11 protein-coding genes are annotated in these 14,594 nt (G+C 71.9%); 9 read left to right on the top strand and 2 right to left on the bottom strand.

The genetic code is table 11. From position 1 onward, the window contains the following. Window positions 1-246: 246 nt before the first annotated feature. Entirely contained in the window at window positions 247-1,503 is a 1,257-nt protein-coding gene (locus ACFY32_RS17035; RefSeq protein WP_390674580.1) for a hypothetical protein, read from the bottom strand. Between the two features lie 534 nt (window positions 1,504-2,037). Between ACFY32_RS17035 and fusA the strand changes: the two genes are divergently transcribed. Then, window positions 2,038-4,080 carry an elongation factor G gene (gene fusA / locus ACFY32_RS17030; RefSeq protein ID WP_390674579.1) on the top strand — a complete coding sequence of 681 codons (2,043 nt, stop codon included), beginning with the start codon at window positions 2,038-2,040 and terminating at the stop codon, window positions 4,078-4,080. Window positions 4,081-4,232: 152 nt separating this feature from the next. Here the strand turns inward: fusA and ACFY32_RS17025 are convergent, their stop codons facing one another. Next, on the bottom strand, window positions 4,233-6,059 hold the full coding sequence (locus ACFY32_RS17025; RefSeq protein WP_390674578.1) for a coagulation factor 5/8 type domain-containing protein: 1,827 nt from the start codon (window positions 6,057-6,059) through the stop codon (window positions 4,233-4,235). Between the two features lie 233 nt (window positions 6,060-6,292). Here ACFY32_RS17025 and ACFY32_RS17020 point away from each other — a divergent pair, with 233 nt between their 5' ends. The 8 genes from ACFY32_RS17020 (at window position 6,293) to ACFY32_RS16985 (ending at window position 14,534) form a co-directional block, all read left to right on the top strand. Continuing rightward, window positions 6,293-7,609, top strand: a complete 1,317-nt coding sequence (locus ACFY32_RS17020) for an ABC transporter substrate-binding protein (protein WP_390674577.1) — start codon at window positions 6,293-6,295, stop codon at window positions 7,607-7,609. 5 nt (window positions 7,610-7,614) lie between these two features. Next, window positions 7,615-8,619 (top strand): sugar ABC transporter permease, encoded by a 1,005-nt coding sequence (locus tag ACFY32_RS17015; protein ID WP_359204237.1) that lies wholly within the window; start codon window positions 7,615-7,617, stop codon window positions 8,617-8,619. Window positions 8,620-8,632: 13 nt separating this feature from the next. Then, a complete protein-coding gene (locus ACFY32_RS17010) occupies window positions 8,633-9,472 on the top strand; it encodes a carbohydrate ABC transporter permease (protein WP_359204252.1) in 840 nt (279 codons plus the stop codon). Then, the gene (locus ACFY32_RS17005; RefSeq protein WP_359204234.1) at window positions 9,469-10,863 is read left to right on the top strand and encodes a GH1 family beta-glucosidase; all 1,395 of its coding nucleotides are present in this window, start codon (window positions 9,469-9,471) and stop codon (window positions 10,861-10,863) included. Before ACFY32_RS17010 ends, ACFY32_RS17005 begins: the two co-directional genes overlap by 4 nt. A gap of 93 nt (window positions 10,864-10,956) precedes the next feature. Next, on the top strand, window positions 10,957-12,828 hold the full coding sequence (locus ACFY32_RS17000; RefSeq protein WP_390674576.1) for a discoidin domain-containing protein: 1,872 nt from the start codon (window positions 10,957-10,959) through the stop codon (window positions 12,826-12,828). Window positions 12,829-12,957: 129 nt separating this feature from the next. Next, on the top strand, window positions 12,958-13,779 hold the full coding sequence (locus ACFY32_RS16995; protein WP_359204228.1) for a helix-turn-helix transcriptional regulator: 822 nt from the start codon (window positions 12,958-12,960) through the stop codon (window positions 13,777-13,779). Further along, complete coding sequence (locus ACFY32_RS16990; protein WP_359204225.1) at window positions 13,776-13,970, top strand: DUF397 domain-containing protein; 195 nt, start codon at window positions 13,776-13,778, stop codon at window positions 13,968-13,970. The genes ACFY32_RS16995 and ACFY32_RS16990 overlap by 4 nt, the downstream gene beginning before the upstream one ends. A 27-nt stretch (window positions 13,971-13,997) precedes the next feature. Continuing rightward, window positions 13,998-14,534: a GNAT family N-acetyltransferase gene (locus ACFY32_RS16985; protein ID WP_359204222.1), complete on the top strand. Its 537-nt coding sequence runs from the start codon at window positions 13,998-14,000 to the stop codon at window positions 14,532-14,534. Window positions 14,535-14,594 lie beyond the last annotated feature (60 nt).

Below are 14,594 nucleotides of genomic sequence, written 5' to 3'. Positions count from 1 at the left end.
CGTCCATGTCGAGCGGCCCCCGTACATCCGCGGTGAAACACCCACCCGTGCCCCGCACCCGCGCCAGGAAGCCGCCGTCCGTGCGGGGGATCAAGGCCAGCAGGGCGCCCGGGTAACAGCGCAGGACCAAGGCGGACAGCCGCCACGCCACGGCCGGCGGAAGGGGGCGCGCGCAGTACAGCACGTCGGCGCACTCGCGCCAGACCTCCTCCGCGGTGCCGTCCAGACGGACGGCGAGGAGGCCCTTCACGCCGGTACCCGGTCCCGTCCCGTGCCCCACAGCGGCTCCGGTTCCGGGATCGGCGGCAGGGACGGCTCGTAGGCGGGCTCACCGAGCCCCAGCAACTCGTACATCAGCCGCCGGGTGTGGGCCGCGAACCGGCCCGGTTCCGAGGAGATGCGCCGCGCGATCCGACCGTACTCCGCCGCGGGGCGGGTCGTGCGGGCGTAGGCGAGCTGCTCGGCCAGCGGGTGGGCGGGCGACACCGCAGGGGCGACGCGCGCCAGTTCGGCCCCCGGTGAGGCGGGGTCGACGTCGTCGGCCGGGTAGCGCGCCAGGAGTACGGCGCCCCTGGTGAGGGTGGCGTAGAGGGTCACCGAACCGTGGTCGCCGATCACCCAGTCGGCGGCGATGAGCAGGGCCCGCCAGTCGGTCTCCGACGCCACCAGGGCGATGCCGCGGTGTCGGGCCGCCTCCAGCCAGGACCGCACCTGCCAGTCGCCGTGCCCGGCGCACACGTTGGGGTGGACCAGCACGGCGATCCGGTACTCCGGCGAGGGCAGTTCGCCCAGCAGTCGGGGCAGCAGCGCGTCCAGCCGGCCGAAGGACGACCCGGCGCCCCAGGTGGAACTGACCAGCACCAGCTTCTGGCCGCGCCGCAGCCCGAGGGCGGCCCGGTACCGGTGGCGCAGCGGCAGACCGGCCACGATCCGGTCGTGTGTCGCGTCGCCGACCACCCGGGCCACCGGCACCGCCTCCGGGCACCGGCGCCGCAGCCGGGCCAGGTCGTCCCGGTGGGCCAGGGCCAGCGCGCTGGGTACCACCCTGCCGTCGCGGACCAGGTACTGCCGTCCCAGTCCGCCGACCGTCCGCGGCGTTCCCGGGTCCCGGTCGTCGGTGAGCCGGGAGAGCTTCGTGAACCCCGCCCCGTGCGGCAGCCGCAGCAGCGGGCCGCGCAGGCGCTCCACGCCCTGGGAACCGGCGGCGAGCACCAGGTCGAAGCGGGCTCGCAGGGCGTCCTCCCAGGCCAGCACACCGCCGTGCGTCTGCGGCAGCGCGCGGGCCGCGCCCGCGTTGAAGGCGTGCGGGGCGATGGTGAAGTGGATCTGGAGCCGCAGATCCGACGCTAGCAGCGGCAGTACGTCCCGCAGCCGCCGCCCGTAGACCTCGGTGTGGACGACGACCAGCACCCGCTTGCAGTCGGGCAGCGTCAGCCACTGCGACCGGCTGCCGGTCCGGCCGGGTCCGGCCGTCGCCGGTGAGGTGTCGGTGTTGCGCGTCATCGGTACCCCCGTTGTCGTGTGTCCGCCCGTGATGGGCGCTCGGTCCCGAGATGCCCGCGCGGCGGGACGGAAGCCTTGCGACGGCCTTGGAGAAACCTTGCATCGGTGATGAGCCGTCCGCTTGTCGCCCGCATGCCGCGACCGGCTCCCACGGGCCGGCGCTGGCGACAGCGCCGAGCGGTCGGGGCGGCCCCCGACTGGCGCCGAGGGGTGCGCTCCTGGGCACCGGGCGGTGGGAAAACCCCGTGCGCCGCGTCCGGCCGCCTTTCTACACTCGCCACGACACCGGGACGAGTGAGGGGAGAGGGCCGTGCGTGACCGCGCCGCCGCCGTCGTTCCCTCGTCCCTGCACGAGGTGATCCTGGTGTCTTCGTACGTCCGGTGCTCGCTGCGCGGCCGGCACCGGAGGTCCGGGCCGGGCTGTAACTGACGCCATGTCAGTCAGACCGGACACCGTTCACTGACGCACCGTCGGTCGCCCGCGTCCGGGAATCGCGCCGCCCTGTTCGAAGAACACCCGGAAGGCCAGGGGCCATGCGCACCCACACACCCGCCACCGTCCGCAACCTGGGCATCCTCGCCCACGTCGATGCCGGCAAGACCACCGTCACCGAGCGGGTCCTCTACGCGACCGGCACCACGTACAAGCGCGGTGAGGTCCACGACGGTACGACGGTCACCGACTTCGACCCGCAGGAACGCGACCGCGGCATCACCATCTTCGCCGCGGCGGTGACCTGTTCCTGGGACGGTCACCGGATCAACCTCATCGACACCCCGGGGCACGTCGACTTCGCCGACGAGGTCGAGCGGTCGCTGCGTGTGCTGGACGGCGCGGTCGCGGTGTTCGACGCCGTCGCGGGCGTCGAGCCGCAGAGCGAGTCCGTGTGGCGGCAGGCGGACCGGCACGGTGTGCCGCGGATCGCGTTCGTCAACAAGATGGACCGGGCCGGTGCCGACCTGGACACCGCCGTGGACTCCATCCGCCGCAGGCTGCATCCGGCGCCGCTCGTCGTCCAGTTGCCGATCGGCGCGGAGGACGGCTTCACCGGTGTCGTCGACCTCGTCCGGATGCGGGCGCTGACCTGGGCTGACGGGGCGGAGGCGGCCGAGGAGGGTCCGGTGCCCGAGGAGTCGAGGGCCGAGGCCGCGCGGCGCCGCCGACTGCTGGAGGAGGCCGTCGCCGAACGGCATCCGGCCGCGCTGGAGGAGTTCTGCGACCGCGGGGCACTCGGCGCCGGCCCGCTCGCCGCCGCCCTGCGCGACCTGACCCGCTCCGGCGAGGGCGTCGTGGTGCTGTGCGGATCGGCGTACCGCAACCGGGGTGTCGAACCGCTGCTCGACGCGGTGGTGGCCTATCTGCCCTCCCCGCTCGACGTGCCGCCGGTCCGCGGCACCCACCAGGGCGAGGAGCGGGAGCGGGCCGCCGATCCGGACGCCCCGCTCGCCGCCCTGGCGTTCAAGGTGCAGGCCACTCCCACGGGTCGGCTGACCTTCCTGCGGGTGTATTCGGGAACCATGGAGAAGGGGGACACGGTGTGGGACGCCACCACCGGGCGCGGTGAGCGGATCGGCCGCATCCTGCGCGTGCGGGCCGACCGGCACGACCCGCTGGAGCGCGCGGTCGCCGGGGACATCGTCGCCGTCGTCGGCCCGAAGGCCGCCCGGCCCGGCGCCACCCTGTGCGCGCCGGACGCCCCGCTGGTCCTGGAACCGCCCGGCACGGCCGAACCCGTCGTGCACGTCGCCGTCGAGGCCCGCCGGTCCACCGACACCGGCAAGCTGGCCTCGGCGCTGGCCCGGCTCGCCGAGGAGGACCCGTCGCTGGTGGTGCGGACCGACCCGGAGACCGGCCAGACGCTGCTGTCCGGCATGGGCGAGCTGCACCTGGAGGTCGCGGCGGAACGGGTCCGCCGGGAGCACGGCGTGGAGATCACCGTCGGCCGGCCCGGGGTGGCGTACCGCGAGACGGTCGGCAAGGGGGTGTCCGGCTTTGTGTACCGGCACGTCAAGCAGGACGGCGGGGCGGGGCAGTTCGCCCACGTCGTCCTCGACGTCGAGCCCCGCGAGGGCGCGGGGTTCGTCTTCGCGTCGGCCGTGACCGGCGGGCGGGTGCCGCAGGAGTACGTCCGGGCCGTCGAGGCCGGCTGCCGGGAGGCGCTCGCCCAGGGGCCGCTCGGCGGGCATCCGGTCACCGGGGTCCGGGTCACGCTCACCGACGGGCAGACCCATGTGAAGGACTCCTCGGACACGGCCTTCCGCACCGCCGGCCGGCTCGGCCTCAGGGACGCCCTGCGCGCCTGCGCGATGGTGCTCCTGGAGCCGGTCGTCGAGGTCACGGTGACCGTGCCCGAGGACGCGGTCGGCGGCGTGCTCGGCGATCTGGCCGCCCGGCGCGGCCGGGTGATCGGTTCGGACACCCGGGCGGGCGCGGCCGTGCTGACGGCCACCGTGCCGCTGGCCGAACTGTTCGGGTACGCCACCCGGTTGCGCGGCCGCACCCGGGGCCGGGGCACCTTCACGGCCCGACCCACCGGCTACGCCGCGGCGCCCGCCACGGCGGTCCGCGCCGGGTAGGACGGTAGCGTCCGCGCCGGGCAAGGCTGTGGCCTCCGTGCCGGGCAGGACTGCGATGTCCGCGCCGGGCAGGCCGGTGGCCGGCCCCGGGGAGGTGGGGCCGGCCACGGACCGGGGACGGCCGGCCCCTCGCGGGAGGGGCCGGCCGCGTGTCACGGGTAGGACACCACCGTCGAGGGCACCGTGGAGGTGCCCGACGTCGGTGCGCCCGTGTCGTTGATGACCCGCTCGTACTGCCCGTTGCCGCCGAGGGAGACGACGAGCAGGTTGTGGAAGCGGACGCCGGACCGGTTGGGGGCGGCGAAGCCGTGGTGCTGGACGATCGTCGGGTCGACGTTGTAGTAGCAGTAGGAGCCCAGGCCCCAGCCCTCGTGCTCGGTGACCTGGTCGCCGACCTTGTAGGCGGCGTAGCCCTTGATCGAGCCGTTCTGGATGGCGGCCTGGTTGGGGGCGTCGTACGCCTTCTCGTTCTGGAAGAAGATCGTGCGGCCCCGCTGGCCGTTCCACTGCACGTCGTACTTGTTGAAGTGCTCGACGAACAGGCCGGTGATCAGCACGTCGTCGCCGTTGACGACGAGGCCGTAGTCGGCGCGGTTGGTCTCCCAGCCGACGCCCTGGCCGTGGTCGGCGCGCCAGATCCAGGTGTGGTCGACGATGGTGTGCCGGTTGTTGATCACCATGCTGGTGGTGGCCTTGCCGGCGCCCGCGCCGCCGATCCGCACGAACACGTCCTGCACGGTGGTCGGGTTGGCCGAGTGGTCCCGCCAGGCGCCCTGCGGGCCGACCTCCAGCAGGGTGGGGGAGTTGACCGGCCCGGCGTCGATGAGGAAGCCGGCCAGCCGCACCCCGTCCACGTCGGCGACCTTGAGCGCGGTGACGCCGTTGTCGGGGATGAGGGTGGCGTACCCGAGGCCGAGGACCACGGTGTTGGCGCGGTCGACCCGGATCGGCCGGTCGAGGTGGTAGATGCCCGGCGTCAGCAGCAGGTGCAGCCCCTCGGAGAGCGCCTGGTTGAGGGTGGCCGCCGTGACCCCGGGCCGGGCGACGTAGAACTGGGTCAGCGGCAGTGAGGTGCCGCGCGGGGTGCCGCTGCCCCAGGAGACACCGCGGGCGTTGGTCCGCTTCTCCGGCAGGAAGACCCGGTAGGCGCCGCCGCTGAGGTACAGGAACGGCTTCTCGCGGGAGACCGAGGTGGTGTTCAGGGTGGTGTACGGCGGGTTGGGGAAGCTCGTCGCGGGGGCGCCCTCGACGCCCGAGAACACCATGTTCCACACGGCGTTGACCCAGCCCCCGACCGCGCTGTCCCGGGTGTACCACTGCTGCTGGGAGTACGGGCCCACCTGGCCGTCGATCCGGCTGTCGGCGATGTAGCCGCCGCTGGCCCAGCCGTAGCCGTCGGGCGCGAGGTTGAGGCCGCCGCGGACGTGCATCCGGCGGAACGGGGCCGCCTGGGAGACCGCCCACCGGTTGGTGCCGTTCACCGGCACCAGGGCGAGGTTCTCCGCCGAACGCCAGAAGTTCTGCGTGGCGTTGCCGTTGAACCAGCCGGCGTCGACCGTCACGTCCCCGTTGATGGTGGTGTCGTCGGGGGACAGGCCCAGGCCCGAGATGGAGGTGTAGAACCCGATCTGGGCGTTGAGGCCGTTGTACGTGCCCGGCTTGAACAGCAGTTGATAGCGGCCGGTGCCGAACTGCGCCGACTCCTGCTGCCGGAAGATCTCGTCCAGCCTGGCCTGGATGCCGGGCGTCGAGGGGTCGAACACGATGACGTTCGGGCCGAGGTCGCCGCCGCCGGGCAGCGCGGCCCGCAGGCGCGGCTTGTTCTTCGGCGCGGCCGGGGCGGGGGCGGGCGCGGCGCCGGGGGAGGCCGAGGCGGGGGCGGAGGCCAGCCCGGCGAGCAGCGGGGCGGCAGCGGCGGCGGCACCCAGGACGGCTCTGCGGCCGGGAGCGGCGGCACCGGGCTTGGGGAGGGAGGACATCGGCGGCTCTCCTGTCGGGTGTGTTCAGGAAGTGAACGGCGGGGGAGAAGGGAGCGCTCTCTCGCCGCCGAATGCTTCAGCCTCCTGAACGCGGTCGTCAAGGGGTGCGACCGAGTTCCACGAAGCCCGTCCAAACCCTTGACGGAGCAGACCGTCACGGTTTAACTCACGTCCTAAATTAAGCCGTGAGTGCGCCGCAGCGGGCGTGCTCTGCGAAGGGAACCCCAGGAGTCATGCGCAGCATCCGAGCCGCGGCCACAGGCGCCGTCACCCTGTCTCTCGCCCTCGCCGCCTCGGCCTGCGGAGGCGGTTCACCGACGGGCGGCGGGTCCGACGACTCGCCGAAGACCCTGACGTACTGGGCCTCCAACCAGGGCGCCAGCGTGGAGATCGACAAGGAGGTCCTGCAGCCCGAACTCGACAAGTTCGAGAAGCAGACCGGCATCGAGGTGAAGCTGGAGGTCGTGCCCTGGTCCGACCTGCTCAACCGCATCCTCACCGCGACCACCTCCGGCCAGGGGCCCGACGTCCTGAACATCGGCAACACCTGGAGCGCCTCGCTCCAGGCCACCGGGGCCCTGCTGCCCTGGGACGCGAAGAACTTCGGCAGGATCGGCGGCAAGGACCGCTTCGTGGCGTCCGCCCTCGGCTCCACCGGCGTCCCGGACCAGGACCCGGCCGCGGTGCCCCTGTACTCGATGGCGTACGCGCTCTACTACAACAAGAAGATGTTCGCCGACGCCGGGATCAGCAAGCCGCCGGTCACCTGGGACGAGCTGGTCGCGGCGGGCAAGAAGCTGTCGAAGAACGGCAAGTGGGGCCTGGGCACCGAGGGGTCGAACCCCTCCGAGAACATCCACCACGCCTACATCTTCGCCAAGCAGCACGGCGCCGACTTCTTCACCGCCGACGGCAAGCCCGACTTCACCGACGACGGGGCCGTGGCCGCCGTCAAGGACTACGTCGACCTCATGGCCAAGGACAAGATCATCGCGCCGGGCAACGCCGAGTACGCCCAGAACCAGTCCGTCAGCGACTTCGCCAAGGGCAAGACCGCGATGCTGCTGTGGCAGTCCGCCGCCGCCAACCTCAAGTCCCAGGGCATGGACGAGGACGACTACGGCATCGCCCCGGTGCCGGTGCGCTCGGGCACGCCCGGCGGCGGCACCAACGTCAACTCCATGGTGGCCGGCATCAACCTGGCCGTCTTCAAGAACACCGACAACCTCGACGGCGCCACGAAGTTCGTGAAGTTCATGACCAGCGACGCGGAGCAGAAGATCCTCAACAAGGCGTACAGCTCCATCCCGCCGGTCGCCTCCGCCCAGTCCGACCCCGCCTTCAGCACCCCCGCCAACGCGGTGCTGAAGGACACCCTCACCAAGAGCGCGGTCGCGCTGCCGCAGGTCCCCGCCGAGTCCCAGTTCGAGACGGCCGTGGGTACGGCGATCAAGGAGCTGTACGCCGACGCCGCCGCCGGCCGCGCGGTGACGGAGGCGTCGGTGAAGGCCAAGCTGGAGAAGGCCCAGTCGCAGATGCCGGCGGCCTGACGGCGATGACCACCACCGCACCCGTGACCACCGGACGGCGGGCGCCGCGCGACGGCTCGCCCGCCGGCCCGGTGCCGGGCGGCCCGCGCCGCCGCCCCGGCCGTATCCGCCGGATCGGCCTGCCGTACCTGCTGCTGCTGCCCGCCCTGCTCTTCGAACTCCTCGTCCACCTGGTGCCGATGGTGATCGGCGTCGTGATGAGCTTCAAGGAGCTGACCCAGTACTTCATCCGCGACTGGGGCGCCGCCCCCTGGTCCGGCGTCGACAACTACCGGGTCTCCGTCGACTTCGACGGCCCGGTCGGCGAGGAACTGCTGCGCTCCTTCCTCGTCACCGTCGGCTTCACCCTCCTGTCGGTCGCCCTGTGCTGGCTGATCGGCACCGCCGCCGCCATCTGCATGCAGGACTCCTTCCGCGGCCGGGGCCTGCTGCGCGCCCTGTTCCTGGTGCCGTACGCGCTGCCCGTGTACGCGGCCGTGATCACCTGGGTGTTCATGTTCCAGCACGACAACGGCCTGGTGAACCACGTCCTGCACGACCAGCTCGGCCTCACCGACAAGCCGTCGTTCTGGCTGCTCGGCGACAACGCGTTCGTCGCGCTGCTCACCGTCTCGGTGTGGAAGGGCTGGCCGTTCGCCTTCCTCATCGTCATGGCCGGTCTGCAGAACATCCCCAAGGACCTGTACGAGGCGGCCGCCCTGGACGGCGCCGGCACCTGGCAGCAGATCCGCCGGATCACCCTGCCGTCGCTGGGCGCGGTCAACCAGGTGCTGGTCCTGGTGCTGTTCCTGTGGACGTTCAACGACTTCAACACGCCGTACGTCCTGTTCGGCAAGACCGCGCCGGCCTCCGCCGACCTGATCTCCGTCCACATCTACCAGGAGTCCTTCGCTACCTGGAACTTCGGCCGGGGCTCGGCGATGTCGGTCCTGCTGCTGCTGTTCCTGCTCGTCGTCACCGGCGTCTACCTGGCCGTCACCTCACGCGGACGGAGGACCGCCCGTGCCTGATGTCCGCTCTCCCATGGCCCCGCCCCGCTCCTTTTTGTGGACCCGGCGGATCGTCCTCACCCTGCTCACCGCCTTCGTGCTGCTGCCCGTCTACGTCATGGTCTCCAGCTCGCTGAAGCCCCTCGCGGACGTCACCGGCACCTTCCGCTGGCTGCCCAGCAGCCTGACGATCCGCCCGTACATCGACATCTGGTCGACGGTCCCGCTGGCGAAGTACTTCGTGAACTCGCTGATCGTGGCGGGCGCGGCGACGGTCTGCTCGGTGGTGATCGCGATCTTCGCGGCGTACGCGGTGAGCCGCTACGAGTTCCGCGGCAAGCGCGTCTTCACGGTGACCGTGCTGTCGACGCAGATGTTCCCCGGCATCCTGTTCCTGCTGCCCCTGTTCCTGATCTACGTCAACATCGGCAACGCCACCGGCGTCGCCCTGTTCGGCTCCCGCGGCGGCCTGATCCTCACCTACCTCACCTTCTCCCTGCCCTTCTCCATCTGGATGCTGATCGGCTACTTCGACTCGGTGCCGCGCGACCTGGACGAGGCGGCCCTGGTCGACGGCTGCGGCCCGCTCAAGGCCCTGTTCCGGGTCGTCGTACCGGCCGCGGTCCCGGGCATCGTCGCGGTCGCCGTCTACGCCTTCATGACGGCCTGGGGCGAGGTGCTGTTCGCCTCGGTGATGACCAACGACACCACCCGCACCCTGGCGGTCGGCCTCCAGGGCTACTCCACCCTCTACGACGTCTACTGGAACCAGATCATGGCCGCCTCGCTGGTGGTGAGCGTCCCCGTGGTGGCGGGCTTCCTGCTCCTCCAGCGCTATCTGGTGGCCGGCCTGACCGCCGGAGCCGTCAAATGACCCGCTCCGCACTCTCCGAAGGGACCCACGTGACCATCGACCTCGCCGCTCTCCCGCACGACTTCCTGTGGGGCACGGCCACCTCGGCGTACCAGATCGAGGGAGCCGTCGCGGAGGACGGCCGCGCGCCGTCGATCTGGGACACCTTCTCGCACACCCCCGGCCGGATCGCGGGCGACGACCACGGCGACGTCGCCTGCGACCACTACCACCGCTGGCGCGAGGACATCGGCCTGATGCGGCGACTGGGCACCAACGCCTACCGCCTCTCCGTCGCCTGGCCGCGCGTCGTGCCCGGCGGCGACGGCGAGGTCAACGCCAAGGGGCTCGCCTTCTACGACCGGTTGGTCGACGCCCTCCTGGAGGCGGGCATCACCCCCTCCGTCACCCTCTACCACTGGGACCTCCCGCAGGTCCTCCAGGACCGCGGCGGCTGGCCCGAGCGCGCCACGGCCGAGCACTTCGCGGCGTACGCGGCGGTCGTCGCGGAGAGGCTGGGCGACCGCGTATCGCACTGGGCCACCCTCAACGAGCCGCTGTGCTCGGCCTGGATCGGCCATCTGGAGGGCACCATGGCCCCCGGCTGGACCGACCTGACGGCGGCCGTGCGCGCCTCCTACCACCTGCTGCTCGGCCACGGCCTCGCGATGGAGGCGATCAGGTCCGCCGCCCCCGGCGCCCAGGTCGGCATCGTCAACAACCTCTCCACCGTGCACGCCGCCTCCGACCGCGAGGCCGACCTCGACGCGGCCCGCCGGATGGACGGCCACACCAACCGCTGGTGGCTGGACCCGGTGCACGGCCGCGGCTTCCCGGCCGACATGCGCGAGCTGTACGGCGTCGACCTGCCGGAGCGGCCGGGCGACCTGGAGCTGATCGGCGCCGACCTGGACTGGCTCGGCCTGAACTACTACTTCCCGCAGACCGTCGCCGCCGACCCGAACGCCCCGGCGCCGTACGTCCGCACCGTGCGCCGTCCGGGCGTCCCGCGCACCGGCATGGACTGGGAGATCGACGCGAGCGGCATCGAGGACCTGCTGCTGCGCGTGACCGAGGAGTACGGGGCGCGCAGGATCTACGTGACGGAGAACGGCTCGTCCTTCCCGGACGTGGTCCGCCCCGACGGCACGGTCGACGACCCCGAGCGCGCGGAGTACCTGGCGGCGCACATCGCCGCGTGCGCCTCCGCCGCCCGCCGGGGCGCCCCGCTGGCCGGCTACTTCGCCTGGTCGCTGCTGGACAACTTCGAGTGGGCGTACGGCTACGACAAGAGGTTCGGACTGGTCCACGTGGACTACCGGACCCAGGCCCGCACGATCAAGGGCAGCGGACACCGGTACGCCGAGATCATCGGCGAGCACGAGCGGATGCGGGGGCGCCGGGCGGCGTGAGACCGCGGGGGCGCGGACGCGGAGTCCGCGCCCCCGTACGTACAAGTTCTGAACCCAAATTGTCAGGTACATGGCACTGTCGAAGGAGATCCGATGACATCCCGCACTCTCCTCACCGCCCTCGCGGCCCTGACGCTGCTGGCCGCCGGGCCGGCGTTCACCCCGCCGGCCGCCGCGCAGCCGGCCGCCGCGGCGGCGGCCTGGGACACCGACCGCGCGGCCACGGCCTACGCCGCCGCCCCCTCCGCCGTCACCGCCTCCGGCAGCGAGAACGCCGGCACGGCCCCCGGCCTGGCCTTCGACGGCAACGCCGGCACCCGCTGGTCCAGCAACTTCGCCGACGACGCCTGGCTCCGCGTCGACCTGGGCTCGACGATCCGTGTCGACCGGGTCGTCCTGGACTGGGAGGCGGCGTACGGCAGGAGATACGTGCTGGAGGCGTCGAAGAACGGCACGGACTGGACCCCGTTCTACACGGAGACGGCCGGCACGGGCGGCTCGGTCACGGCCCACACCTACCCCCAGGAGGTGACGGCCCGTTACGTCCGGATGCGCGGGGTGGAGCGGGCCACCCCGTACGGCTACTCCCTGTACTCCTTCAAGGTGTACGGCGGCGAACCGGCGCCCGCCTCCACCACCCGCGCCAACCTCGCCCTCAACCACCCGGCGTACAGCAACCGCTACCAGCACGCGGGCAACTCCCCGGCGTTCGTGACGGACGGCGGCTGGCCCGCCGACCTCAAGGGCGACCAGTCCCGCTGGGCCAGCGACTGGAACGCCGACCGCTGGGTCTCGGTCGACCTGGGCGCCGCCTCGACCATCGACACCGTCGACCTGTACTGGGAGGCCGCGTACGCCGTCGACTACGAACTCCAGGTCTCCGACGACAACCGCACCTGGCGCACGGTGTACCGCCCGTCCGCCACCGAGGTCGCCGCCCGCCGCGCCGACGTCAAGTCCCCCGGGGAGGCGGCCGGCCGCCACGACACCGTCCGGCTGCCCTCACCCGCCTCCGGCCGCTACGTCCGCATGCTCGGCAAGGAACGCCGCTCGTTCTACAACCCGGCCCCGGCGACCGCCCAGTTCGGCTACTCCCTCTACGAGTTCCAGGTCTGGGGCACCGGCGGGTCGGCGTCGGCGGCCTACCCGGCCCTGCCGGCCGAGCAGCCGGGCACGTACCAGACCCGCTTCTTCGACGACTTCACCTCCTCCGCCCTGGACCGCTCGAAGTGGCGGGTGGTCCGCACCGGCACCGAGATGGGCCCGGTCAACGGCGAGGCGCAGGCGTACGTCGACTCCACGGAGAACATCCGCCAGGAGAACGGGGCGCTGGTGCTCCGCGCGAAGTACTGCAAGGGCTGCACCCGGGCGGGCGGCGGCACCTACGACTTCACCTCCGGCCGCATCGACACCAACACCAAGTTCGACTTCACCTACGGCAGGGTGAGCGCGCGGATGAAGCTGCCGGTCGGTGACGGCTTCTGGCCGGCGTTCTGGCTGCTCGGCAGCAACGTCGACGACCCGTCCGTCTCCTGGCCCGCCTCCGGCGAGACCGACATCATGGAGAACATCGGCTACGCCGACTGGACCAGCACCGCCCTGCACGGCCCCGGCTACTCGGCCGACGGCAACATCGGCGCCCGCCAGGTGTTCCCCGGCGGCGGCCGCGTCGACCAGTGGCACACCTACGCGGTCGAGTGGACCCCGACGGCCATGCGCTTCTACGTCGACGACCGCCTCGTGCAGGAGACGACCCGCAGCAAGCTGGAATCGACCCGCGGCCAGTGGGTCTTCGACCACAACCAGTACGTCATCCTCAACCTCGCCCTGGGCGGCGCCTACCCCGCCGGCTGGAACCAGGTCACCTCCCCCTACTGGGGCCTGCCCCAGTCCAGCGTGGACCGCATCGCGGGCGGGGGAGTACAGGCGGAGGTGGACTGGGTGCGGGTGGAACAGAAGGGCTGACGCCCACCGGGGCCCGTACACCCGTGTCTGTACGGGCCCCGGCGGCCCGTCCCGCGTACCCCGCCCGGCCCTCGGACCGTTGTACTGGCCGCGACGACTGTCACCAGCGCGGCAAGGGGGTCATCGGTCATGGCGAACAGTGGTGGGGTCGAACCGACCGACAGTCTCAGAGTGTTCGGAGCGGCTCTGAAGGCGTTCCGGGAACGCGCCCTGCTCACGCAGGAGCAGTGCGCCGAGCGGCTCGGCTACTCGCACGCTCTGGTCGCCTCGGTGGAGCAGGGGCGGCGGATGCCGTCGGCCCAGTTCGTCGAGCGGGCGGAGGAGGTGCTGGAGGCGTTCGGGGTGCTGCGGGCGATGTCCCGGCACCTGGTGCGGCAGCGGGGCCTGGCGGTGTGGTTCCGGGAGTGGGCGCGCTTCGAGGAGAGCGCGGTCGCGCTCGACACGTACGAATGCCGGGTGGTGCCCGGCCTGCTCCAGACCGAGGCGTACACGCGGGCCGTCATGCTCAACGTGCCGCCTCCGCCGACCGAGGAGCAACTGGAGCAGCGGATCGCCGCCCGCAAGGCGCGGCAGGAACTGCTCCGGCGCACCCCGCCGATCGCGTTCAGCTTCATCGTCGAGGAGTCGGTGCTGCTGCGGCACACGGGCGGTGAGGAGGTGACCCGGGAACTCCTCGACCACCTCCTCGCCTGCACCGAGCTGTGGAACGTGGAGTTGCAGATCATGCCGTTGCGGCAGCCGTATCACGCGGGGACCGACGGGCCGATGCGGCTGCTGGAGACCCCGGAGCGGCAGTGGATCGGGTACGCGGAAGGGCAGAAGACCGGGCAGCTCGTCATCGATCGGCAAGCGGTCAGCGTCATGCAGATGCGCTATGCCAAGATGCGCTCACAGGCCCTGTCCCCGGCGGACTCGGCGGAGTTGTTGCGGCGGATGCGAGGAGTGCTATGAGCACCGACAGCGAGCTGAACTGGTTCAAGAGCAGCTACAGCGGGTCCGAGGGTGACGACTGCGTGGAGGTCGCTGTCGGTTCCGGAGCCGTACACGTCCGGGACTCCAAAGAGCAGGGTGGGCCCTCATTCTCCGTATCCGGTCGCGCGTGGAGCGGGTTCGTCGCTCACCTCGGGGCCCCGCGGGGGTGACGTGCGCTTACTGCATATGATGTGCAGGTGCGCCACAGTGACTACAGTATTCGTCCCGCCGGTCCCGACGACCTCGATGCCGCTCGGGCCGTCATGCTCGACACCGTCTACCGGGACTTCGGGACGGGGTACGTGCCGCGGTGGCACCGGGACATCATCGATCTGGACCGGGCCTATCTGACGCCGTCCCGGCATACGCTGCTGGTCGCCGTGGACGCGGCGGGCGAGGTCGTCGGGACCGGGGCGCTCGACTCCCGGGGGCCCGCGCATCCGCCGAACCCCCGGGAGGTCGCCGAGCGGTACCCGTCCGGGGTGACCGCGCAGCTCCGGCGGGTGTACGTGCGGTCCGAGCACCGCAGGCGGGGGCTGGCGCGCTGGATGGTGGAGGAGCTGCTCGCCTTCGCCGCCGCGGACGGGGGGTACCGGGCCGTGTACCTGCACACCGACCCCGGCGTGGAGGGAGCCGAGCCGTTCTGGCGGTCGCTCGCCAAGGTCGTGTACGACGAGCGCGAGGAGCCCGGGGGCGGGCAGCGGGTCGTGCACTTCGACGTACCCATGGGGTAGCCGCGAAATGGAAATGGTTTTCATATAGGGTCGCTGTCGACCCCCGTAGTTCCCCGCACT

The organism is Streptomyces sp. NPDC000134, assembly GCF_042899225.1.
Taxonomy (GTDB): domain Bacteria; phylum Actinomycetota; class Actinomycetes; order Streptomycetales; family Streptomycetaceae; genus Streptomyces.
This window is presented reverse-complemented; position numbering and strand designations above follow the sequence as displayed.